We start from the raw sequence: 22,867 nt of genomic DNA, 5'->3' as shown, positions 1-22,867 counted from the left end.
CAGGCTACGCCGATTTAGATAGGGAGAAAAGGGTAGGACAGAAGGAAAGGGTGCTCAGGGGCAACCTGACGGACGCCTAGCATCTCGCCCCGAGGACGTCGATCGGCGTTCGCGGTAACCCGTAGGCCGCGGTTCGTCCAGGCGCGTTCGAGGTCGCAGCGCAGCGCCGCACCTAGCACGGACGACCCATGTTGAACCGCCCCTGGGGCAGTGGACGCTGGGTTCTGCCAACGCGGTGATCTCTTTGTCGGGTGTGCGGTAGTACAGCGCCAAGCGGCACTACTGGACAACCGACTTGTGCATGCCGAAGGCCGCGGGTCTTCCCCCTGCACAAGTCCGATTGCTGGACTGGTTCCCTCGTCGGCCGGGGCACGTCGGGTCCCTTTACGCGCAGTCCGTGAGGTTCCGATCTTCAGACAGAGACGAACGCGCAGGTCAGGCGTCGGTTCCTGCGTGATTTGCGACATCTTGTGCAACATCCAGCGCTCCAGAAGTTCTTGGGCAGCCTGGTGGCGTGGCCGTCGGTGGCAGCCTCGGAGGGCTTTGGCGATATGAGGGTCTCTGGCTTCAACGGCGTGCATGTACCGCTGGGCGGTGGTCGGGGGGATGAGTGGCCGAGACGCTTCTCTGGGGCCACGAGGCTCGCTCTAGAGGAGAGTCCCTGGAGTGGTGGGGTTTGAGGTCCGGAGGGTCGGCGTGAAGTAGGCGGCCATCGCGAGATCCTCGGTGTGAAACGACGTAGTCACGGGCAGAAGGGCGACCCGCCGATGGCCGTGTCCCCAGTGTGCCCAGCCTGCTTTGCAATCAAATTCGCGGCGGGAGCCTCGTGGTCTCAGTTCTGGTCTCATTCGCCGGCGTTCATCGCGGTTCGTGCGTTGTGGTCGCGGCAGCCGATGAGCACGTCAGGGCCTGGCTGACCCACCATGAACTGGGCGTCGCAGTTCTCGAAAGCGAGTGACGCGAGTGACCATCTGGCTTGTGCCCCCGATTGTGCTCCGGGGTCCTTCGCGCTGCACTCTTGCATGCATGTGGCGCGCCCCGAGCACGTCGTCATTCCGTCCGCTGGTTTCTTGAACCCTTCGCAAGGAGAGGCTCATCAGCCCTTTGCCGTGCCGGATCGCGCTCAACCACCGTCGGTCTTGTGCCTCGGTTGTGCTCCGACGGTTACGACTGAGGGAGGCTCTGCACGGTCCGGAATATGCGCGTGGTGCGGGCCGGAGTCCCCATAGTGCCCCTTCGTTCCCGTTGTCATATCACAGGTCGCGCTGGTCCACGAGCGCGACGCGATGGGAACGGAGAGGTCCATGGATCTCAAGACAATGACGCCGAAGCCGCGCCCCCTGTGGGGCACTGAAGAGGTGGCGGATTACCTGGGTGTGCCCGTCAAGACGCTCTACAAGTGGCGGTTGGAGAAGCACGGCCCTCCATGGCTGCGCGTGGGCAAGCACCTGCGCTACGTCGAGGAGGACGTCGTGGCGTGGGTCGAGGGCCGCAAGCAGCTCGCGTCGTGAGGCGCCAGCATGGCTAGGGCGCCGCTGGAGCTGGGGACCTGGGGTCGGGTATGGGTTAGTCCCGTGGGGCCCGCCCGAAAGGGTAAGGCGACGTCCTACCGAGCCCGGGCGATGTACCGGGACTTCGATGGCGTCACCCGCGAGGTCGTAGCCAAGGCCCGCACTCGATCTGCGGCAGAAGCCAGCCTCCTGACGAAGCTGCGCCAGCGGGCCGCGGCACGCCATGGCGGATCGCTCAAGTCGACAGACCGATTCTCGGTCGCCGCCGAGCTCTGGTTCGACCAGATCAACGAGATGGTCGAGGACGGCCGGCGGTCGCCCGGGACCCGGGAGACCTACCGCCGCAAGCTGGACAGCCACGTGCTGCCGGCCCTGGCAGACGTCCGCCTCGCAGAGATCTCTACCCCGCTGGTGGACAGCGTCATCCAGTCCGTCAAGAAGCGGGTAGGCCCGCCCACCGCCAAGTTGACGCGGACGGTGATCTCGGGCGTCCTGAGCCTTGCGGTCCGGAATGGGGCGATCTCGGCCAATCCAGTCCGTGATGTCGGAAGCATCCCTGCCCGGCCAAAGCGCCGACCTCGTGCCCTGGATGAGGAGGAACGGACGGCCTGGTTCGCCATGCTGGCCGCCGACCCGCGTGCAGTGGCCGCCGATCTGCCTGACCTGACCGCCTTCCTGTTGGCCACCGGGGTAAGAATCGGTGAGGCGCTCGGACTCCTGTGGGCGGAGGTCGACCTCGGAGTCGGCGAAGTGGAGATCACCCACCAGGTGACGCGGATCAAGGGCGAAGGGCTGGTCCGGATCGGCACGAAGTCAGTCGCCGGCGAGCGCGTGCTGAAGGTGCCATCCAGCTGCCTGGCCATGCTCGAGCGCAGGTGGGCCGAGGGAGTCCGGCCCGACGAGCCGGTGTTCTGCGACGCGCTGGGCAACTTCCGCGACCCCAACAATGTCCGGCGCGATCTTCGGCAGGCTCGTTCGCCGTTCGGGAGCCGAGCACGGGGACAGCTAGGCGTCGCCCTCGCGCAGGCTCGGAGGTCGACAAGGCGGTCGAGATCCGACGTGGCGGAAGCACTTGCCTGGCCGAAGACCCGCATCGAGCTCATCGAATCCGGTCGCGTCCGGCTCGACGATGACCAAGTCCTCACCCTGATCGACCTCTACAAGCTGCGGGGGAGCAGTCGGGCCGAGATCGTCACGCTGGCCCAGGAAGCGGCTGAGCCCTCGGAGGCCGACGCCCTGGCATGGATCACGTCGCACAGCTTCAGGAAGACGACCGCGACCATCCTGGACGACGCGGGGCAGTCTGCGCGGCAGATCGCCGACCAGCTCGGACACGCCCGGCCTTCGCTGACCCAAGACGTGTACATGGGCCGCCGATCGAAGAACCCAGCGGCCGCGGCCGCGCTCGACGCGGCCATCGAGAATGACGTCCGAGACTCAAAGTCGGACCATTTTCCGGATCAAAGTCGAGATCCTCGGGTGGCCCCAGAGACGGACACGTCGCCTGACCTGCAGTAATGGTGCGCCATCAGGGACTCGAACCCCGAACCCGCTGATTAAGAGTCAGCTGCTCTGCCAATTGAGCTAATGGCGCGCGAGGGGAGACATTAGCAGGGGAGGGCCTGCGACGTGAAATCGGCTGACGCCACGGGTCATTCGCCCGACGGGTCGCCGGACGAGTGGTCGGGCTTGCGTCGCGAGGCGGCCACCAGGGCGGTGCCACCGGCCAGGGCGAGGGCCGCGACGCCCACGGCGAGCCCGATGCGCAGGGCGCGGCCGTCACCGTCGTCGTCCGCAGGGGCGGCTGACGTCGGGGTGGGGGTGGCGCTGGGCTCGCTCGAGCTCTCGCTGGTCGGCGAGCTCGGGGACGTCGTGGTCGACGACGGGCTGGTCGGGGGCGCGGTGAGGGACTCGGCCGCGAGCGAGAAGGTGGTCCGGTCGGAGACCGGGTGGCCGTCCTCACTCACCACGTGGAAGGAGACCGTGTAGCGACCGTTCGGCAGGTCGGACGCCAGCGCCTGGCTGACCTGCACGCCGTCGACGGCGGCCTTGCCCTTGGAGACCGAACCGTCCGGCCCGGCCACGCTGACGGTGGCGAAGCTGGTGCCGATCGGCTCGTTGAAGGTCAGCACGACCTCGGTGGGGGCGACGGTGACCGTCGATCCGTCCTGCGGGGACACGGACTTCAGGGCGGCGTGCGCGTCGGCTCCGGTCGCCATGACGATCGAGCTGAGCACACCGAGCAGGAGGCCGATGATCGCCACCCACACGCCGATCCGGATCGTCCTGCGCTTGCCCTTCGAGTCCATGAACACGGGTCCATCCTGCCCGACCGGTCAGCGCCGAGCGGGGCCGCCCCGGCGCTCAGGCCGCCCGGCGCTCGAGCCCCTCCACGTGCCACACCGGGCCACGGTGGGTGTGCACGGCGGTCAGCCCTCGGTCGCGCAGGACGTCCAGCATCGCCTCGGGCGGGTGGGCGAACGACTGGTAGCGGTGGCCGGTCAGTCGCAGGACGGCATTCTGCGCGGCGCTGAACGCCCGCGCGGCCAGGTGGTGCGGGGGATGGCTGAACACCAGCAACCGTCCGGCGTGGTCGGCCGCGGCTCCCAGCAACCGTTGGTAGTCGGGGTAGCAGCAGACCACCCGGTGGAGCACGACGACGTCGGCCGGCTCGACCTGGTCGGGCGCCTCGACGATGTCGTGCAGCCGGCGTTCCATCCGGTCGGCGAGCCCCGCCTCGCGGGCCAGCTCCCCGGCGGGTCCGTCGTAGGCCGCGACCAGCTCGAGGTTGGTCGCCCGTGCCGCTCCCCGCTTGAGCAGCTCGAGCTGGATCTCACCGACGCCACCACCGATCTCAAGGACGGTCGCGCCGGCCAGCCCGCGGGCGGCGAGGAAGTCCACCATGTCGCGCTCGGCCCTCCCCAGCCCGCGCCTGCGGTAGCGCCGGGCCTGCGACTGGGCGAACCGCGGGCTGAAGACCTTCTCGAACCCGTGCGGGTCGCAGCAGCCGGCCATGACCCAAGTCTGGCCGCCTGCGCTCACTCAGCACCACCCCCGACCGGCACGACGAAGGCCCCCGACCGGATCGGTCAGGGGCCCTCGGATGGGGTGAGCGACGGGGCTTGAACCCGCGACCCCCGCGACCACAACGCGGTGCTCTACCAGCTGAGCTACGCCCACCATGCGTCGCGACCGGACGGAGCCGGTCGCGGAAGCGTCGCCAATAGTACCGGTTCCGGACCGGTGCTCGTGACCACCCTCGCCAGCACCCTCGAGCGACCGGGCCGGTCAGCCGTGGTCGACGACGTGCCGCGCCGCGATCTCCTTGGCGGTGTCGCTGTCGGGGCCGGGCGGGGCGACGAAGACGGCCTCGCGGTAGTAGCGCAGCTCGGCGATCGACTCGCGGATGTCGGCGAGCGCCCGGTGGCCGCCGGACTTCTTGGGCGAGCCGAAGTAGGCCCGCGGGTACCAGCGCCGCGACAGCTCCTTGATCGAGGAGACGTCGATGATCCGGTAGTGCAGGTGGGCCTCCAGCTCGGCCATGTCACGGGCGAGGAAGCCGCGGTCGGTGGCGACCGTGTTGCCACCCAACGGGGCCTTGCGCGGCTCCGGCACCCACTCGCGCACGTAGGCGAGCACCTGCTCCTGGGCGTCTGCCATCGTGGTGCCGCCGGCCAGCTCCTCGAGCAGGCCGGAGGTCGTGTGCATCGTGCGCACGAAGTCGTCCATCTGCTCCAGGGCCGCGTCCGGCGGCCGGATCACGACGTCGACGCCGTCGCCGAGCTGGTTGAGCTCGAAGTCGGTGACGAGGGCGGCGACCTCGATGAGGGCGTCGGCCTCGAGGGAGAGCCCGGTCATCTCGCAGTCGATCCAGACGATGCGGTCGTTGACGGAGCGGTCGGTGGGGGTGACGGTCACCGACCCACCCTATTGCCCAGCCACGACGGGGCTCGAGCAAGCGGGCGGTGGCGCTGGTGCCTCGACTACCCTTCCCCGCATGACGTGGGGACAGGGCCCGGGACAGGGGCAGGAGTATGCCGCGCAGGCACCGTCCGCGGGCGCGCCTGCTGCCGCTCCGGCGTCGGCTCGCGCGACGGGCCGGAGCCAACTGCGCAGCTGGCTGCTGGCCGGGGTCATCGTGGTGGGCTTCGGCCTCGCGGCCGTCGTCCTGTCGGTCTACTACGGCGCGACGCTCGGCCTCGTCACCACCCTCCTCGCCATCGTGCTCGCGGCGATCCCGCTGGGCATCGTCATCCCCACCTTCCTGTGGCTCGACCGGTTCGAGGCCGAGCCGACCCGCTACCTCGTCACGGCGTTCCTCTGGGGTGCGCTGGTCGCCGCGCTGCTCGCGGGCATCTTCAACACCGGCGCGAACATCGCGTTCCAGGCGGCGACCGGTCGCGAGGAGGACGCCATGCTCGCCACGGCGGTCTTCTCCGCGCCCCTGGTGGAGGAGGCCTCCAAGGGCCTGCTCGTGCTGCTGATCTGGTGGTTCCGGCGACGCGAGTTCGACGGGATCATCGACGGGATGGTCTACGCCGGGGTGGTGGCCGCCGGCTTCGCCTTCACCGAGAACATCCAGTACCTGGGCATGGCCTACGACTCCGGCGGCGACGCGGCGCTGACCGGCACGTTCATCGCCCGCTGTCTGTTCACCCCGTTCGCGCACCCCATGTTCACCATCCTCACCGGCATCGGGATCGGCATCGCCGCCACGGCTCGGCAGCGTGCCCTCAAGGTGCTCGCACCGATCGGCGGCTACCTGCTGGCCGTGCTCTCGCACGCCGTCTGGAACCTCGCGGCGATCACCGGTGGCGCCGGGATGCTGTCGGTCTACCTCGTCGTCGAGGTGCCGATCTTCGTCGGCTTCGTGGCCCTGGTGGTCTGGGCCCGGCGACGAGAGGGGCGGCTGATCGGCCGGCACCTCAGCGAGTACGCCGATGCCGGGTGGTTGTCGCCGAGCGAGGTGCAGATGCTGTCGACCATGAGTGGCCGACGGTCGGCGCGGCTCTGGGCCCGCACCTCCGGTGGAGGCGCGATGCTGCGCTCGATGCGCACCTTCCAGGACTCGGCCAGCGAGCTCGCCCTGCTCCGGGCGCGGATGCACCACAGTGCGGCGGACGCCCGCGCCCTCGACACCGAGCAGCAGCTCCTGCAGACGCTCACCGCCAGCCGTCGGGCCTTCCTCGGCGCGTACTAGCGTGCAGGGGGTGCGCACCCTCGACCTCGCCTCGACCATCGGCCCGGACCTCATCGCGCTCCGCCGCCGGCTCCACCGGATCCCCGAGCTGGGGATGGCCCTGCCGTTGACCCAGCGAGCCGTGCTCGACGCGCTCGAGGGACTCGACCTCGAGATCACCCTCGGGGAGTCACTCTCGTCGGTCGTCGCGGTGCTCCGCGGCCGCGGCGGTGCGACCGGACCCGATGACGCAGCCGGATCGCGACCCGCCGTGCTGCTGCGCGGCGACATGGACGCCCTGCCGGTGACCGAGGACCTGCCGTTGGACTACGTCTCGGAGCACGTGGGGCTGATGCACGCCTGCGGCCACGACCTGCACGTCGCCGCGCTGGTCGGGGCGGCCCGGGTGCTGCACGAGCTGCGGGACGAGCTCGAGGGTGACGTCGTCTTCATGTTCCAGCCCGGCGAGGAGGGCCCGGGCGGCGCGAAGCCGATGATCGACGAGGGGCTCCTCGAGGCGGCTGGGCGGCGCGTCGACGCGGCATACGCGTTGCACGTGTATTCCTCGGAGCAGCCGCTCGGCACGTGGTTCGGCCGACCCGGTCCGCTGATGGCGGCCGCCGACGAGGTGAAGGTGCGGGTCGTGGGGGAGGGCGGCCACGGGTCGCAGCCGTTCCGCGCCAAGGACCCCATCCCGGTCGCGTGCGAGATCGTCGTGGCCCTGCAGACACTGGTGACGCGGCAGTTCGACGTCTTCGACCCGGTCGTCATCACGGTCGGGAAGTTCGTCGGCGGCACCAAGGACAACATCATCCCGGACGACGCGGTGTTCGAGGCGACGCTGCGCAGCCTGTCGGAGGAGGCCCGCTCCGACCTGGCGCGCAAGATCGAGCAGCTCGCCACGAGCCTGGCCGAGGCGCACGGGCTGCGGGCCGAGGTCGACTACCTGCCCGGCTACCCGGTCACGATGAACGACGAGGGCGAGTACGCCTTCGCGAAGGACACCATCGTCGACCTGTTCGGCGCGGACCGGTACGTCCACCAACGGAACCCGGAGATGGGGGCCGAGGACTTCTCGTTCGTCGGACAGGAGGTGCCCAGCGCCTACGTCAACCTCAGCGCCTGCCCTGCGAGCGACTACGCGAACGCCCCCGACAACCACTCCCCGCGGGCCGACTTCGACGACTCGGTGGTGCCCGACGGCGCCGCGCTGCTCGCCGAGCTCGCCCTGCGCCGCCTTCGCCAGCTCGCAGCAGCCGAGACCACCTCGCCCGCGTCCTAGACTCTGCGGCATTGCCCCCGTAGCTCAGCTGGATAGAGCAAGAGCCTTCTAATCTCTAGGTCGCAGGTTCGAGTCCTGCCGGGGGCACCACCAGCGCACTTCCGGCCACCCATGCGGCACACGACGCCCAGATCAGGGCTCGCGCCAGGCACCAGTGGCCAGATGTGGCGGGTCAGCCGGCACCAGTGGCCAGAGGTGGCGGGTCAGCCGGCACCAGTGGCCAGAGGTGGGGGTCAGCCGGAGAGGTCGACGACCGCGATCGGCTCGTAGTGCGGGCGCCCCTTGCCCTCACCGCGGTGTGACGCGAACACGGTGACCTCGGCCGCGGTCCAGGACGGCCCGGCATACGCGTCGAGCACTCGGAGCCACCGCGTCGCCTCGAACGGCTTGCGGGAGCGGGCCACCGTCAGGTGCGGCGTGAACGGCCCGCCCTCGGGACCGGCGCCGGCGTGGCTGCAGGCCCGTCGGACGGCGCGAGCCAGGCCCGCCAGCGACTCCAGGTCCTCAGGAGTGCCGTCGACGCCCATCCAGGTGACCCGCGCGTCGTACGGGTTGGGAAAGGCGCCACCGCCCTTGACGGCCAGCGTCATCGGCCGACGGGGTGCCACCGCTTCCGCGATGGCGTCGACGAGGGGGTCGACCACACGGGCCGGGACGTCGGCCATGAAGGCGGTGGTCACGTGCCACAGGCTGGGGTCGGTCCAGCGCAGGTCCGGACCGGCGTCGCGGCGGGGGTCCAGGAACGCGGACAGGTCCTCGAGGGCCGGCTCGGGTGGGACCACGGCGGCGAAGATGCGCATCGGGCCATTGTGTCGAGGCCGGGTCGGGAGGGCCTGCTCTGGATTAGATTGGCGCAAGGAGGAAGGGGACGCCATGCAGCTGTCACGATGGAGCGCCGGGTGGTCGCCGCCGCGCACGTGGTTCGTGACGGCGCGCCTCCTCGAGGTCGCTGCGGGGGTGGGCGTCCTCGGCTGGGTGCTGATGTGCTGGCAGGCCTGGCAGACGACGAGGCAGAACTTCGGCCCCGAGGGCAACCCGACCGAGCCGCCCCCGTTCCTGGACCGGGTGAGCCAGTTCGCGACCTACGGGTTCGGGTTCGGCCAGAACCTCTTCGGCGGCATGCTGGCCCTCCTGCTGGTGCTGGCCGTCGTCGCGATCCTGCACTTCGCCCAACCGGTCAGCCACGCCTCCCTGCTGCGCTGGGAGGTCCTCGTCCTCGGCGCCGTGACGGTGCTCGTCAACCTGGGCATGCTCGCCGCGATCGTCGTGGCGCTGGTCCGCGGCGACCCCAACGCGGCCACGCCCGGCACCGTGACGTTCGACACCGGCCCCGGATACACCGAGCTGCTGATCTCGGGGGCCGCCGCCCCGGTCCTCGGCCTGGTCCTCATGGCGGCGGGCGCGATCTGGTGGTTGCGGCTGCCGGCCGACTTCGAGGCGCCCGACGACGAGCTCGACAAGCCGGCGAGGGAGCCGCGTCGCTGGCGCCCGGCGCCCGCCCCGGACGCCAACCTGGACGACCTCACCCTCGACGGGGTCGAGCTGATCGAGCCGGTCGAGCGCCTCCACCCCAGGAGTGCGGACGAGGGGTCGACGAGCAGCGGGTACGACGACTACTTCCGGCGGTTCTAGCTCGCGTCCGCCTGCGTCCGTCCTCGTCCGAACGGACACGACCTTTACCGAACGCCTGCTCCGCCCGGGTCTGTCGCGTGCGGTGACGGTCGTCCGGTTCGTTAGGCTTGCGGTGTGATTTCCAGGGACGACGCCGTGTCCATGCTGGGCGCAGTGACGACCCTTCGCGAGCAGGTCGAGCAGGCTGTGCTGCCCCTCGACGTGCCAGAGGTGGCCACCGGCCGGGCCACCAGGGACGCCCTCCTCAAGCAGCTCGACGACTACGTCATCCCGCGGCTGCGCTCGCTCGACGCCCCCCTGCTGGCGGTCGTCGGCGGGTCCACCGGTGCGGGCAAGTCGACCCTCGTGAACTCCATCGTCGACGCCGAGGTCAGCCGGTCGGGCGTGCTGCGACCGACCACCACGACCCCGGTCCTGGTCCACCACCCGGAGGACGCGCACTGGTTCTCCGACGACCGCGTGCTCCCCAACCTCAGCCGGGTCACCGGCGCGGCCAGCACGGGTGACGGTGTCGACGCCCTGCGGCTCGTCGCCTCGCGCTCCCTCCCACCCGGCATGGCGCTGCTCGACGCGCCCGACATCGACTCCGTCGTGAGCGCCAACCGCGCGCTGGCCTCACAGCTGCTCGCCGCCGCAGACCTCTGGCTGTTCGTGACGACCGCCGCCCGTTATGCCGACGCCGTCCCGTGGGACCTCCTGCGCCAGGCCTCCGAGCGCGGCACCGCCGTCGCCATCGTGCTCGACCGCGTGCCGCCCGAGGCGATGGCCGACATCCGCAGCCACCTCGCGTCGATGCTGCGCGAGCAGGGGCTCTCGACCGCGCCGATCTTCGGCATCCCCGAGGCCGCGCTCACCGCAGAAGGCCGGCTCCCCGAAGCCGACGTCGCGCGGCTGCGCTCGTGGCTGACCGCGCTCGCGAGCGACGCCCGCGCGCGGTCGGTGATCGTCAAGCAGACCCTCGACGGCGCCCTGGGGAGCCTCGACGAGCGAGCCACGGTGCTCGTGCAGGCCACCGAGCAGCAGGCCCAGGCCGTCGCCGCGCTGCAGCGCGAGGCCGACGCCGCCTACGCCGAGGCGCTCGCGAACGTCGAGCACGGCATGACCGACGGCACGCTGCTGCGCGGGGAGGTGCTGGCCCGCTGGCAGGAGTACGTCGGCACCGGCGAGTTCTTCAAGCAGGTCGAGTCGACCATCTCCAAGGTCCGCGACCGGATCACCGCCGCGCTCAAGGGGCAGGCGCCCCCGTCCGGCGACCTCGGCGAGGCCCTGCAGACCGGCGTCGCCGCACTCATCGCCGCCCAGGGTCAGGGCGCTGCGGCGACCGCCGCCCGCCAGTGGCGCCGCCTCCCCGGCGGCGACGAGCTGCTCGACGCGACGGAGGGGTTGTCCAAGGCGTCACCCGACCTGTCCGAGCGGATCGAGCGGCTGGTCCGCGACTGGCAGGGCGAGGTGCTCGAGCTGGTGCGTGGAGAGGGCAAGGACCGCCGCACCACCGCGCGCATCGCGGCCTACGGGCTCAACGGCATCGGCGTGATCCTCATGCTGGTGGCCTTCGCCCACACCGGTGGGCTCGTCGGCGCCGAGGTGGGCATCGCAGGTGGCACCGCGGTGCTGGCCCAGAAGGTGCTCGAGGCGATCTTCGGCGACCAGGCCGTGCGCGAGATGGCGACCAAGGCCCGCAAGCGCCTGCTCGAGCACGTGCAGGAGCTGTATGCCGCGGAGCGGGTCCGCTACGAGCGTGCCCTCGAGGGCGTGGAGACCAAGGAGGGCCAGGCGCGACGCCTGGCCGACGCGGCAGCAGCAGTGAAGGCGGTTCGATGAGCCCGTTGAGAATGGGCAGCAAGCAGGTCAAGGCGGTGAGCTCGGAGGAGCTGAACGGTCGCTCGCAGGCCCTCGAGCAGGCTCTGGCGCACGGGGGCGCGCAGCTGGAGCCCAGGGCGGTCGCCTCGGCGCGGGCGGTCGTCGACAAGATCGCCGAGCGGACCTCCAAGGCGGGCAACCACACCGTCGTCGCGCTCGCGGGAGCCACCGGGTCCGGCAAGTCCAGCCTCTTCAACACCCTCGTCGGGGCCGAGGTCGCCGTCGTCGGGGCCCGGCGCCCCACCACCTCGCGGCCGGTGGCCGCCGTGTGGGGCGACGACGACGCGACCGAGCTGCTCGACTGGCTGTCGGTGGCCCAGCGCCACCACGTGACGCCGGGGCCGACGGACGCCACCCACGACACCCCGTGGACCCTCGACGGACTCGTGCTGCTCGACCTGCCCGACTTCGACTCGCGGGTCGTCGAGCACCGCGTCGAGTCCGAGCGGGTGCTCGAGCTCGTCGACGTGTTCGTCTGGGTCACCGACCCCCAGAAGTACGCCGACGCACGCCTGCACGACGACTACCTGCGCGCGCTGGCCACCCACGACGCGGTCACCGTGGTGGTCCTCAACCAGTCCGACCGGCTCACGGGGAAGGCCACCGGCCAGATCCGCGACGACCTGACCCGGCTGGCCGCCGACGACGGCATCGCGGGCGTGCAGGTGATCGCGACCTCCGCGTCGACCGGCGCCGGGGTGGACGACCTCCGCATGCGGCTCGCGACGGCGGTGGCTGCCCAGAACGCCGCCCAGCACCGGCTCGTGGCCGACGTGTCGGCCAGCGCCGCCACGCTGCGCGGGGGAGTCGCGGCGACCGAGCCGACCCTGCCTGAGACCGTGGACGCCGAGCTGGTCGACGCGCTCTCGCGGGCCGCCGGCATCCCGACCGTCGTGGCCGCGGTCGAACGCGACTACCGCAACCAGGCCTGGGGTCGCACGGGCTGGCCGTTCACGCGGTGGGTGCGCGCGCTGCGGCCCGACCCGATGAAGCGGTTGCGGCTCAACACCCGTGACGCGGTCGAGGAGAAGCTGGCGGTGACGGCCGGAGACGTCCGCACCGTGCTCGGCCGCTCGTCGCTCCCGCCGCCGACCCCTGCCGCGCGGTCGGCGGTCGAGCTGGCCACCCGCAAGGTCGGCGACCAGGCCGCCGAGGGGTTGCCCACCCGCTGGGCCGAGGCGGTGGCCGACGCGGCCACGCCGCCGGGCCCCGAGCTGGCCGACGCCCTCGACCAGGCCGTGGTGGGGACGTCGCTCAAGATGCGGGTGCCCTTGTGGTGGCGGGTCTTCGGCGCGGCCCAGCTCGTGCTCGCCCTGGTGGCGGTGCTCGGTCTGGTCTGGCTCGCGGTCATCGCGGTGCTGGGCTGGCTCACCGTGTCGCAGGTCGACACCCCGCGGTGGGGTCCGCTGCCCATCCCGCTGCTCATGTTCCTCGGCGGCTTGCTGCTCGGGCTCGGCCTCGCTGGGGTCGCCCGGTGGCTGGGGCGCAGGGGAGCGCTGCGGCGCGGGCGGGAGATCCGGCGCCGCCTCACCGACAAGGTGGCGGGCGTGGCCGGTGCGCGGATCGTCGGGCCGGTGCGCGCCGTGCTCGAGCGGCACCGGCAGACCCGTGAGTCGCTCGACCGGGCGGAGCAACCGCGCCGCTGAGGTGCAGCAACCGCGCTGCTGAGGTGCAGCAACCGCGCTGCTGAGGTGCAGCAACCGCGCCGCTGAGGTGCAGCAACCGCGCCGCTGAGGCGCAGCAACCGCGCCGCTGAGGCGCGTTTCGTCCACAGCGTCTCGCGGCGCTCCCGCCCGTCCACAGGCGTCGGCCTGGGGCGTCGCGGTGGTGGCCGACCCGCAGCACTGTGGGTGTCCTGCCCAAGGACAACCCACAGACGAGGTGAGCGAGATGAACGAGTCCTACATCACGGTGACCGGCCGGATGGTCGCCGACCCCGAGTCGCGGACGACCAAGCTCGGGGTGCCGTTCGCGGCCTTCCGGCTGGCGTCGACGGTGCGCCGGCTCAACACCAGGACGCGGGAGTACGAGGACGGCGGCACCAGCTTCTACAACGTCACCGCGTTCCGGTCGCTCGGCGCCAACGTCGCGAACTCCCTGAAGAAGGGGGAGCCCGTGGTCGTCTACGGCCGGCTCAGGGTCAACCAGTGGCTGCGGGCCGACGACAGCCACGCGACCTCGGTCGAGATCGACGCCTACACGGTCGGCCACGACCTCAGCTGGGGCACCACCGCGCTGACCCGGGTGTCCCGCGCCCAGCTCGACACCCACGACCGGATGGCCGACGAGGGGGTGCAGGAGGCGATGGCCGCGCTCGAGGGTGAGGCGCCTGTCGTGCAGGAGGACTTCGGGTCCTACGACCCCGGTGACCTCGCGGGGCGTCGACCTCCGACCGGGCAGGACCCGGAGACCGATGACTACGAGGTGGTGGCGGAGCCGACCGGTGAGGTGCCCCGCGAAGGCGGGGGCCGGGAGCTGGCGACGGTGTGACGCGGATTCGGGCGTGGGGGCGGCGGCGGATAGCCTTGCCCCCATGCCCGAGTTCATCTACGTCATGTCGAAGGCCCGCAAGGCCCACGGCGACAAGGTCATCCTCGATGACGTCACCCTGTCCTTCTACCCCGGTGCCAAGATCGGCGTCGTGGGCCCGAACGGAGCCGGCAAGTCGTCGGTCCTCAAGATCATGGCCGGGCTCGACCAGCCCTCCAACGGCGAGGCCAGGCTGACGCCCGGCTACTCGGTGGGGATCCTGATGCAGGAGCCCGAGCTCAACGAGGAGAAGACCGTCCTCGGCAACGTGGAGGAGGGCGCCGGCGAGATCAAGGCCAAGCTCGACCGCTACAACGCCATCTCCGCCGAGATGGCCGAGCCGGACGCCGACTTCGACGCGCTGATGGAGGAGATGGGCAAGCTCCAGGAAGCCATCGACGCAGCCGACGCCTGGGACCTCGACTCCCAGCTCGAGCAGGCCATGGACGCCCTGCGCTGCCCCCCGCCGGACGCCGACGTCACCGTCCTGTCCGGTGGTGAGCGTCGCCGGGTGGCGCTGTGCAAGCTGCTGCTCCAGAAGCCCGACCTGCTGCTGCTCGACGAGCCCACCAACCACCTCGACGCCGAGTCGGTGCTCTGGCTCGAGCAGCACCTGGCGGCCTACCACGGTGCCGTCGTCGCCGTGACTCACGACCGCTACTTCATGGACAACGTCGCCCAGTGGATCCTCGAGCTCGACCGTGGTCGCGCCTACCCCTACGAGGGCAACTACTCGACCTACCTCGAGAAGAAGCAGGCCCGTCTGGAGGTGCAGGGCAAGAAGGACGCCAAGCTGGCCAAGCGGCTCGCCTCCGAGCTCGAGTGGGTCCGCTCCAACGCCAAGGCCCGGCAGGTGAAGTCGAAGGCGCGACTGGCCCGCTACGAGGAGATGGCGGCCGAGGCCGACCGCACCCGCAAGCTCGACTTCGAGGAGATCCAGATCCCGCCGGGTCCGCGACTCGGCTCGACGGTGATCGAGGTCAAGGACCTCAAGAAGGGCTTCGGCGACCGCGTCCTCATCGACAACCTGTCGTTCACCTTGCCGCGCAACGGGATCGTCGGGGTCATCGGGCCCAACGGGGTCGGCAAGACGACCCTGTTCAAGACCATCGTCGGTCTGGAGGAGGCCGACAGCGGCTCGGTCAAGGTCGGCGAGACCGTGAAGATCTCCTACGTCGACCAGAGCCGTGGTGGGCTCGACCCGGCCAAGAACCTCTGGGAGACCGTCTCGGGCGGCCACGACTACATCAACGTCGGCCAGGTCGAGATCCCGTCGCGCGCCTACGTCTCGCAGTTCGGGTTCAAGGGCCCGGACCAGCAGAAGAAGACCGGCGTCCTCTCCGGTGGCGAGCGCAACCGCCTCAACCTGGCGCTCACGCTCAAGGAGGGCGGCAACCTCCTGCTGCTCGACGAGCCCACCAACGACCTCGACGTCGAGACCCTGGGCTCGCTCGAGAACGCCCTGCTCGACTTCCCGGGCTGTGCCGTCGTGATCAGCCACGACCGGTGGTTCCTCGACCGGGTGGCGACCCACATCCTCGCCTACGAGGGTGACGACGAGAACCCGGCCAAGTGGTACTGGTTCGAGGGCAACTTCGAGTCCTACGAGGCCAACAAGGTCGACCGGCTCGGGGCCGAGGCGGCGCGGCCGCACCGCGTCACCTACCGCAAGCTGACCCGCGACTGACCCGGCCGACGGTCCCGGCCGAGGGTCCCGGCCGACGGCCCCGACCCGGCCGGCTCGGGCTAGGAGCCGCTGAGCGCGCCGACCACGACGAAGAGCAGCACGGCGCCGAGCAGCAGGAAGATGCTGAACCGCTTCCAGAGACTCGGCCGCAGCTCCTCGCCACCGAGCAGCTGACGGGCCTCCTGGTCGGTGACGGCTCGCGTCGCCCAGCCCTGCTCGGTCTGCGTGGCCAGGGCGTACTTGTACCCCCAGGTCGTCGTGAACAGGAACATCAGGTGCAGGTAGCGGTAGGTGAGCAGCACCGCCTGCTGGTGCGAGATCTGTCGGGTGATGTTCTTGCCACCCCAACCCCAGAACAACACAGTGGAACCCCCTCTGCGTGGACGCCCCTGCGGCGCCGCGCGGCCACTGTAGGGGACAGGACGAGCATCGCCTTGTCGTTCCGGAAAACTTGTGTGCAGGATGCAACCATGCGCATGGGTCTACAGGTGTCGAACTTCTCCTGGCCGGACGCACCGGCTTCCATCGGCCCGACCTTCGGTCGGATCGCCCGCAACGCCGAGGACGCGGGTCTGGTCAGCCTCTGGGTGATGGACCACTTCTTCCAGATCCACGTGATCGGGCCGCCGGAGCTCGACATGGTCGAGGGCTACACCGCGCTCGCCTTCGCGGCCGGGCAGACCAGCACGATCGAGCTCGGCACGCTGGTCACCGGGGTGACCTACCGCCACCCGGGCGTCCTCGCCAAGACGGTGACCAGCCTCGACGTGCTGTCCGGCGGCCGCGCATGGCTCGGGATCGGCGCCGCCTGGAACGAGGAGGAGCACCGCGGGCTCGGCATCCCCTACCCGGGCACGAGCGAGCGGTTCGAGCGGCTCGAGGAGACGCTGCAGATCTGCCTGCAGATGTGGGAGGGCGACGAGAGCCCGTATGCCGGCAAGCACTACCAGCTCGAGCGTCCGCTCAACGTGCCGCAGAGCCTGCGCCGCCCACACCCGCCGATCCTGATCGGTGGCGGTGGCGAGAAGAAGACGCTGCGGCTGGTGGCGCAGTACGCCGACGCGTGCAACCTGTTCGACCTCGGGCTGGGGCCGGAGGGCATCCCGCGCAAGCTCGACGTCATCAGGCAGCACTGCGCGGACGTGGGGCGCGACTACGCGCAGATCGAGAAGACCTGCCTGGCCCGGGTCAACCTGTCGAAGGACGGTCACGGCGAGTCGACTCCGCGCGGCCCCGTGCAGACGGTCGACCAGGCGGTGGACCGGTTCGGGCGGCTGTCCGAGGCCGGCATCGACACGGTCATCCTCGGGATGGCCAACGACACCGACGACGCGGCCTACGAGCTCGTCGCCGAGGTGGTCCGCCAGGTCGAGCCGTTGCGAGCGCCCGGACGGTAGTCCCACCGAGGGCGTGCTGGTCGGACCCGGGTCAGTCCCGTCCCGCGTCGTGCACGACCATCGCGATCTGCACGCGGTTCTCGGCGCCCAGCTTGGTCAGCAGACGTGAGACGTGCGTCTTGACGGTCGGGACGCCCAGGTAGAGGGCTGCGGCGATCTCGGCGTTCGACTTGCCCTCGCCGATGGCGACCGCGACCTCGCGCTCGCGGTCGGTGAGGGTGGCGAGCTGCGCCCGCGCTGCTGTGGCGCGGCCGTCGTCGGCCGACGTCAGCGAGGCGATCAGCTGAGCCGTCACGGTGGGCGACAGGGTGGGCTCGCCCGCCGCGACGGAGCGGATGGCGTCGACGATGCGTTCGGGCGGGGTGTCCTTGAGGAGGAAGCCGCTCGCCCCGACGCGCAGGGCGTTGACCACCATGTCGTCGGTGTCGAACGTGGTGAGCACGATGACGCGGGTCGGCTCCAGCCGCGAGCTCCCGGCCTGGTCGGCGACGATGAGGCGGGTGGCCTCGAGGCCGTCGCGGCGCGGCATCCGCAGGTCCATCAGCACGACGTCGGGCTGCTCGGCCGCGACAGTCGTCACGCCCGCCACTCCGTCGGCAGCCTCGGCGACCACCTCGATGTCCGGAGCGCCGCCGAGGATCATCCCCAGTCCGGCACGCACGAGCGGGTCGTCGTCGACCAGGACGACCCGGATGCGTTCGCTCATGCCCGCCACGGTAGCCGAGCGCGCACGACGAACTCGCCGCGCCGGTCGGTGCCGAAGGTGAGCTCGCCACCGGCCAGCACGGCTCGTTCGGTCACGCCAGCCAGGCCCATGCCCGACCGGGGCAGCCCCGTCGGGAGGGCAGCACCCACCGGGACCGGGTTGCTGACCCTGATCTCGAGCCCCGCATCCGGACCGCCCCGGATCTCTAGCCGCACCGGCACGCCGGGAGCGTGCTTGCGGGCGTTGGTCAGGCACTCCTGGACGATGCGGAAGGCGTTGCGCGACAGGGCGTTCGGCGCGCTGTCGAGGTCAGCGACATCGATGTCGGCGCTGACGGTCCGGCCAGACTCGCGCTCGTCGGCGATGAGCGCCTCGACCGACGCCAGGGTGGGTTGCGGCGGTTCGATCGCCTCCCCGTCACGAGGTGCAGCTGGGTCGCGCAGCACGCCCAGCACCTCGCGCAGCTCGGTCAGGGCGAGGTGGGCGTTGTCACGGATCACCTCGGCCGTCCGGGTGGTGTCGTCGGCAGACAGGTCGGTGCGGTAGGCCAGGGCTCCGGAGTGCATGGCCACCAAGGAGATCCGATGGGCCAGGACGTCGTGCATCTCACGGGCGATCAGCGCGCGCTCGGTCGCGCGCGCCTCGGCGACCCGGCTGGCCTGCTCGCGCTCGGCCGTCTCGGCGCGTTGCTGCCACGACGCGAAGAGGTCGCGCCGGGTGCCGATGTAGTAGCCGATCGCGATGGTGAGCGCGACGATCAGCGTGCCGATCACCAGGCTCAGGACGTTGCCCCACAGGCCGTTGCCGGTCGGTCGGACCGCCTCGTAGGAGGCCGAGGCGGCCATCGAGAGGGCCGCGACCAACGCGACCGGCCGCCAGCGCCGGTGCGTCGCCAACGAGATCATGGCGATCAGCGAGGCCCCCGTGGCGAGGGCCGAGAACCCGCTCAGGACCGCTGTCACGGCAGCCACCGGCATGGGGTAGCGGCGCCGCAGGGGGAGCAGCGCCAGCGCCACGATCCCCAGGACCACCTCGATGAACGCGAGCGACTCCGGGACGGGCGGTTCCCCGGGCTGCTGGGACTCGATGAGGACCGCCCCGAGGATGAAGCCGCCGAAGGCCAGTGCCAGCAGGAGGCGCCAGGTCTCGCCCCACAGGGTGCGGGGGAGCGGCGAGGGGTTCCGGAGCAGCACCCGTCGAGGGTATGCCGCGCACGTGCCCGGGCGCGTCATCCCCAGGTCGCCACGGGCGAGACCAAAGGATGACCCGGACAGTGCTGCCGACCGATGTGGGTGACCGGCCGGCGCCGGCAGGGTTGGAGCCATGATCAACGTCACCAACCTGACCAAGCGGTACGGCCCCATGACGGCCGTCGACGCGGTGTCGTTCGAGGCCAAGCCGGGGCTCGTCACCGGCTTCCTGGGCCCGAACGGCGCCGGCAAGTCCACCACCATGCGCGTGCTCTGCGGGCTCACCCCCGCCACCTCGGGCACCGCCACCGTCCTGGGCCGGCCCTACGCCGCGCTCCCGAACCCCGGCCGCCACGTCGGGGTGCTGCTCGACGCGAGCGCCCAGCACGCCGGTCGCACCGGCCGCGAGGTGCTGGCCCTGTCCGCCATCGTGATGGGGGTGGACCGCCGTCGCGTCGACGAGATGCTGGAGGTCGTCGGCCTCACCGAGCGCGAGAGCCACCGGCGGGTCCGCAACTACTCCCTCGGCATGCGTCAGCGCCTCGGACTGGCGCACGCCCTGCTCGGCGACCCCGAGGTGCTGGTCCTCGACGAACCCGCCAACGGGCTCGACCCGGCCGGCATCCGCTGGATGCGCTCGCTGCTGCGCGGCTACGCGGACGAGGGCGGCACGGTGCTGCTCTCCTCCCACCTGCTCAACGAGATCGAGCTGGTCGCCGACGAGATCGTCGTCATCGGCAACGGTCGCGTCGTCGCCTCCGGCACCAAGCAGGAGCTGTTGCAGGGCAAGGGCACTGTCGTCCGCGCCACCGACCCCGGGGCGCTGGAGGGGGCGCTGCGGGTCGAGGGCGTGACCGCGACTCCTGCCACCGGCGGTGGCCTGCTCGCAGAGGCCGAGCCCGCCGTGGTCGGCGCCGCGGCAGCCCGCCACGGCGTCGCCCTGGTGGAGCTCCGAGGCGCCGACGGTCGCGGTCTCGAGGAGATGTTCCTCGAGCTGACCGCGAGCAACGCGCGTGAGGAGGTGGCGGCGTGAGCACCACGACCGACTCCACCACGACTGACTCCACCACGACCCACCCCACCACGGCCAGCACCGGCCCGACCGGGGCGCGGGCCGACGGCGGCGGTGGCGTGCGCCAGGGAGGCGGGCACGCGGCATACCCGGGTCGCCTTCCGAGGATCGGCGGGCCCCGGCCGACGACGGGTGTGCCGTTCGCGCGGTTGGCCCAGGTCGAGCTGCGCAAGATGGTCGACACCCGCGCCGGGCGCTGGCTGCTCATCACCATCGGGGTCGTGATCGCCGCGATCCTCACCATCCTCTTGTTCGTCGAGGGGGGAGCGCACGGCTACGAGGGATACTTCGGGGCCACCTCGATGCCCCTGATGATCCTCGTGCCGATCGTCGGGATCATGGCCGCCACGGCGGAGTGGTCGCAGCGCACTGGTCTGACGACGTTCGCGATCGAGCCGCGTCGGGCCCGGGTGGTGGCGGCCAAGGTGGTCGCCGCCCTCCTCGCCGCGGCGGCGTCGTTCGCGACCGCTCTCGGGCTGGCCGCGCTGGTCAACCTGGTCGCGGTGCAGGCCCGGGGCGCCGACAGCGGCTGGAGCCTCGGCTGGGGGCTGCTCGCCGGCGTCGCCCTGGTGCTGGTGCTCAACCTCGCGCAGGGCGTCGGCTTCGGGCTCTCGCTGCTCAACACGCCTGCCGCGATCGTCGCCTACCTGGTGCTGCCGACGGCCTGGTCCTTCGTCACCGCCCTGGTCAAGCCGATGCGCACGGCCGGTGAGTGGCTCGACCTCGGCAGTGCCACGACCCCGCTGCTCGAGGGGGCGGCGATGCACGCGAAGGACTGGGCGCAGGTGGGCACCGCGAGCGCGCTGTGGGTGGTCCTGCCGCTGGCGATCGGCCTCTGGAGGGTGACCCGCTCCGAGGTGAAGTAGGCCGGTCCCCACTCATACCGCAGGACGACGCGCGGCTCCCGAGGTGCTCGGCAGCCGCGCGTCGTGCGTGTGTCGCGTGGGGTGTCCCTCAGCGGGCCGTGACGAGGCGGACGCCGAGGTCGGCGTAGGCGGCGCCGATCGCCTCGGGGGTGCGCTTGATCTCGGGGTCGTACCAGCGGGCGACGTCGACGGCCATCGACATCAGGGCCAGCGTGGTGTCGGGGACGTCGTCGACCGTGAACTCTCCGCTGGCCACGCCGGAGGTCACCACATCGCGCACCACGGCGTCGATCTGCTTGCGCAGGCCGAGCACCGCGTCGCGGTGCTCGGGTGTCAGGTTGGCGAACTCGTACTGCACGATCCGGGCGACGCGGAAGTGCTCGGCGTGCCAGGTGGCGAACCGGGCCATGATCGCCCGCAGTGCCTCGGTGGGCGAGGAGGCGCCGTCGGCGGCGGATCGCAGCATGTCGCGGGCGGCCACGTGGCCTTCGAGGCTGAGCTGGTAGAGCAGCTCCTCCTTGGACGCGAAGTGCACGTAGACGCCGGCGGGGGAGAGCCCGGCCCGGGAGGCGATGTCGCGCGTCGTGGTGGCGTGGAAGCCGCGGTCGGCGAACGCCTCGGCCGCCGCTTCGAGCAGCCGGTGGGCCGTGTCCGCCACCGGCTCGAGGGGGCGCGCGGGGGTCGACATGGTTGACAGCATGCCGCAGCCATCGGACACTAAGCAAGCGCTTACTAACCACCTTTCAGCGTCATGTTCCGAGTCACCGCACCTGCGCGTCCAGCAGCGCCGTCAAGGAGAGCCATGCCCCGCAATGTCTACGGTCCCGACCACGAGGCCTTCCGCAGCTCGGTCCGCGAGTTCGTCGAGCGGACCCTCAAGCCGCGTGCCGAGCAGATGCTCGAGGTGAAGTCGGTCGACCGTGACATCTGGAAGGAGGCCGGCAAGCAGGGCCTCTTCGGTCTCGACATCCCCGAGGAGTTCGGGGGCGCCGGCGCCGAGGACTACCGGTTCAATGCCGTCGCCGCCGAGGAGATCGCGGGCTTCAACTTCGCGGTGTCGTCCTGCTTCGGGATCCACTCCGATGTCTGCCCGCCCTACATCGTCGACCTCGGCACCCAGGAGCAGAAGGAGCGCTGGCTGCCCGGCATGGCCAACGGCGACCTGATCTGTGCGATCGCGATGACCGAGCCGTCTGGCGGGTCCGACCTCGCGGCCCTCAAGACGACCGCGGTCCGCGACGGCGACGACTGGGTCCTCAATGGCTCGAAGACCTTCATCACCAACGGCTACCAGGCCGACCTCGTCATCGTGGCGGCCCGCACCGACCCGTCCAAGGGCGCCAAGGGCATCACGCTCTTCATGGTCGAGGGCGGCATGGAGGGCTTCAGCCGGGGCCGCAAGCTCGACAAGGTCGGGCAGGAGGAGGCCGACACCTCCGAGCTGTTCTTCGAGGACGTCCGCGTGCCCGACGCCAACCGGCTCGGCGAGGAGGGTCTGGGCTTCATCGCGATGATGCAGCGTCTCCCGCAGGAGCGGGTCGGCGCGGCCGTCGCGAACACCGCGCACGCGTTCCAGATCTTCCGCGAGACGGTGCAGTACACCAAGGACCGCAAGGCGTTCGGCCAGCCGGTCGGCTCGTTCCAGCACAACAAGTTCAAGATGGCCGAGCTGCAGACCAAGCTCGAGGTGACCCAGGCCTACGTCGACGACTGCATCGCGGCGCACGCCGAGGGCAAGCTCACCGCCGTCGACGCCGCCAAGGCCAAGTGGTTCTCGGCTCAGGTCCAGAACGACGTCCTCGACGAGTGCGTCCAGCTGCACGGTGGCTACGGCTTCATGAACGAGTACCGCGTGGCCCGTGCCTGGCGCGACGCCCGGGTCTCGAAGATCTGGGCCGGGTCGAACGAGATCATGAAGGAGCTCATCGGCCGGGACCTGGGTCTCTGAGTTGGCGG

General features: G+C 71.0%; 21 protein-coding genes and 3 tRNA genes. 14 read left to right on the top strand and 10 right to left on the bottom strand.

Features of this window, described 5'->3' with window-relative positions; all coding sequences use genetic code 11:
• Positions 1-1,304: 1,304 nt before the first annotated feature.
• Both BLQ34_RS08145 and BLQ34_RS18985 read left to right on the top strand, forming a co-directional pair.
• On the top strand, positions 1,305-1,511 hold the full coding sequence (locus tag BLQ34_RS08145) for a helix-turn-helix transcriptional regulator (RefSeq protein ID WP_231961498.1): 207 nt from the start codon (positions 1,305-1,307) through the stop codon (positions 1,509-1,511).
• Positions 1,512-1,622: 111 nt separating this feature from the next.
• Positions 1,623-3,029: a site-specific integrase gene (locus tag BLQ34_RS18985; protein ID WP_091783894.1), complete on the top strand. Its 1,407-nt coding sequence runs from the start codon at positions 1,623-1,625 to the stop codon at positions 3,027-3,029.
• On the opposite strand, the gene BLQ34_RS08135 is transcribed toward BLQ34_RS18985, so the two are convergent.
• The 5 genes from BLQ34_RS08135 to orn form a co-directional block, all read right to left on the bottom strand.
• A tRNA-Lys gene (locus tag BLQ34_RS08135) sits at positions 3,030-3,105 on the bottom strand. It lies immediately after the preceding gene.
• A gap of 58 nt (positions 3,106-3,163) precedes the next feature.
• Positions 3,164-3,820 (bottom strand): copper resistance CopC family protein, encoded by a 657-nt coding sequence (locus BLQ34_RS08130; protein WP_231961537.1) that lies wholly within the window; start codon positions 3,818-3,820, stop codon positions 3,164-3,166.
• Between the two features lie 55 nt (positions 3,821-3,875).
• Positions 3,876-4,526 carry a class I SAM-dependent methyltransferase gene (locus BLQ34_RS08125; RefSeq protein WP_091783888.1) on the bottom strand — a complete coding sequence of 217 codons (651 nt, stop codon included), beginning with the start codon at positions 4,524-4,526 and terminating at the stop codon, positions 3,876-3,878.
• An 89-nt stretch (positions 4,527-4,615) separates the two neighbouring features.
• Positions 4,616-4,691, bottom strand: a tRNA-His gene (locus BLQ34_RS08120).
• A gap of 108 nt (positions 4,692-4,799) precedes the next feature.
• Complete coding sequence (orn, locus tag BLQ34_RS08115; protein ID WP_197674790.1) at positions 4,800-5,429, bottom strand: oligoribonuclease; 630 nt, start codon at positions 5,427-5,429, stop codon at positions 4,800-4,802.
• A 79-nt stretch (positions 5,430-5,508) separates the two neighbouring features.
• Here orn and BLQ34_RS08110 point away from each other — a divergent pair, with 79 nt between their 5' ends.
• The 3 genes from BLQ34_RS08110 to BLQ34_RS08100 all read left to right on the top strand — a co-directional run bounded on the left by BLQ34_RS08110 (position 5,509) and on the right by BLQ34_RS08100 (position 8,062).
• Complete coding sequence (locus BLQ34_RS08110; RefSeq protein ID WP_091783884.1) at positions 5,509-6,711, top strand: PrsW family intramembrane metalloprotease; 1,203 nt, start codon at positions 5,509-5,511, stop codon at positions 6,709-6,711.
• Positions 6,712-6,721: 10 nt separating this feature from the next.
• Positions 6,722-7,972, top strand: coding sequence for a M20 metallopeptidase family protein (locus BLQ34_RS08105; RefSeq protein ID WP_091789574.1), 1,251 nt, complete (start codon positions 6,722-6,724; stop codon positions 7,970-7,972).
• Positions 7,973-7,985: 13 nt separating this feature from the next.
• A tRNA-Arg gene (locus BLQ34_RS08100) sits at positions 7,986-8,062 on the top strand.
• 143 nt (positions 8,063-8,205) lie between these two features.
• Here BLQ34_RS08100 and thpR read toward each other — a convergent pair.
• Entirely contained in the window at positions 8,206-8,772 is a 567-nt protein-coding gene (gene thpR / locus BLQ34_RS08095; RefSeq protein WP_091783880.1) for an RNA 2',3'-cyclic phosphodiesterase, read from the bottom strand.
• Positions 8,773-8,845: 73 nt separating this feature from the next.
• Here thpR and BLQ34_RS08090 point away from each other — a divergent pair, with 73 nt between their 5' ends.
• From BLQ34_RS08090 to ettA, 5 genes are all read left to right on the top strand, one after another.
• On the top strand, positions 8,846-9,604 hold the full coding sequence (locus BLQ34_RS08090) for a hypothetical protein (RefSeq protein WP_091783877.1): 759 nt from the start codon (positions 8,846-8,848) through the stop codon (positions 9,602-9,604).
• 114 nt (positions 9,605-9,718) lie between these two features.
• Positions 9,719-11,425 (top strand): dynamin family protein, encoded by a 1,707-nt coding sequence (locus tag BLQ34_RS08085; protein ID WP_407946396.1) that lies wholly within the window; start codon positions 9,719-9,721, stop codon positions 11,423-11,425.
• Positions 11,422-13,110: a GTPase gene (locus tag BLQ34_RS08080; RefSeq protein WP_172829370.1), complete on the top strand. Its 1,689-nt coding sequence runs from the start codon at positions 11,422-11,424 to the stop codon at positions 13,108-13,110. The genes BLQ34_RS08085 and BLQ34_RS08080 overlap by 4 nt, the downstream gene beginning before the upstream one ends.
• 244 nt (positions 13,111-13,354) lie before the next feature.
• A complete protein-coding gene (locus BLQ34_RS08075) occupies positions 13,355-13,954 on the top strand; it encodes a single-stranded DNA-binding protein (RefSeq protein WP_157692941.1) in 600 nt (199 codons plus the stop codon).
• A gap of 43 nt (positions 13,955-13,997) precedes the next feature.
• Complete coding sequence (gene ettA, locus BLQ34_RS08070) at positions 13,998-15,680, top strand: energy-dependent translational throttle protein EttA (protein ID WP_091783865.1); 1,683 nt, start codon at positions 13,998-14,000, stop codon at positions 15,678-15,680.
• A gap of 59 nt (positions 15,681-15,739) precedes the next feature.
• On the opposite strand, the gene BLQ34_RS08065 is transcribed toward ettA, so the two are convergent.
• The gene (locus BLQ34_RS08065; RefSeq protein WP_091783863.1) at positions 15,740-16,042 is read right to left on the bottom strand and encodes a hypothetical protein; all 303 of its coding nucleotides are present in this window, start codon (positions 16,040-16,042) and stop codon (positions 15,740-15,742) included.
• Between the two features lie 108 nt (positions 16,043-16,150).
• On the opposite strand from BLQ34_RS08065, the gene BLQ34_RS08060 reads away from it, so the two are divergent.
• Positions 16,151-17,077: an LLM class F420-dependent oxidoreductase gene (locus BLQ34_RS08060; protein ID WP_091783860.1), complete on the top strand. Its 927-nt coding sequence runs from the start codon at positions 16,151-16,153 to the stop codon at positions 17,075-17,077.
• 31 nt (positions 17,078-17,108) lie between these two features.
• Here the strand turns inward: BLQ34_RS08060 and BLQ34_RS08055 are convergent, their stop codons facing one another.
• Together BLQ34_RS08055 and BLQ34_RS08050 are read right to left on the bottom strand one after the other, a co-directional pair.
• Entirely contained in the window at positions 17,109-17,783 is a 675-nt protein-coding gene (locus tag BLQ34_RS08055) for a response regulator (protein ID WP_091789571.1), read from the bottom strand.
• Positions 17,780-18,976: a sensor histidine kinase gene (locus tag BLQ34_RS08050; protein ID WP_157692940.1), complete on the bottom strand. Its 1,197-nt coding sequence runs from the start codon at positions 18,974-18,976 to the stop codon at positions 17,780-17,782. Before BLQ34_RS08050 ends, BLQ34_RS08055 begins: the two co-directional genes overlap by 4 nt.
• A 130-nt stretch (positions 18,977-19,106) precedes the next feature.
• Between BLQ34_RS08050 and BLQ34_RS08045 the strand changes: the two genes are divergently transcribed.
• Both BLQ34_RS08045 and BLQ34_RS08040 read left to right on the top strand, forming a co-directional pair.
• Positions 19,107-20,006, top strand: a complete 900-nt coding sequence (locus BLQ34_RS08045; protein ID WP_091783854.1) for an ABC transporter ATP-binding protein — start codon at positions 19,107-19,109, stop codon at positions 20,004-20,006.
• Positions 20,003-20,911: a hypothetical protein gene (locus tag BLQ34_RS08040; protein ID WP_091783851.1), complete on the top strand. Its 909-nt coding sequence runs from the start codon at positions 20,003-20,005 to the stop codon at positions 20,909-20,911. Before BLQ34_RS08045 ends, BLQ34_RS08040 begins: the two co-directional genes overlap by 4 nt.
• Positions 20,912-20,999: 88 nt before the next feature.
• Here the strand turns inward: BLQ34_RS08040 and BLQ34_RS08035 are convergent, their stop codons facing one another.
• The gene (locus BLQ34_RS08035; RefSeq protein ID WP_091789568.1) at positions 21,000-21,599 is read right to left on the bottom strand and encodes a TetR/AcrR family transcriptional regulator; all 600 of its coding nucleotides are present in this window, start codon (positions 21,597-21,599) and stop codon (positions 21,000-21,002) included.
• Positions 21,600-21,713: 114 nt separating this feature from the next.
• On the opposite strand from BLQ34_RS08035, the gene BLQ34_RS08030 reads away from it, so the two are divergent.
• Entirely contained in the window at positions 21,714-22,859 is a 1,146-nt protein-coding gene (locus BLQ34_RS08030; RefSeq protein ID WP_091783848.1) for an acyl-CoA dehydrogenase family protein, read from the top strand.
• Positions 22,860-22,867: the final 8 nt, after the last annotated feature.

Origin of the sequence: Pedococcus dokdonensis (assembly GCF_900104525.1) — a bacterium.
GTDB lineage: Bacteria > Actinomycetota > Actinomycetes > Actinomycetales > Dermatophilaceae > Pedococcus > Pedococcus dokdonensis.
The sequence above is the reverse complement of the archived record's forward strand: the minus strand, read 5'-3'. Positions and strand labels throughout refer to the sequence as shown.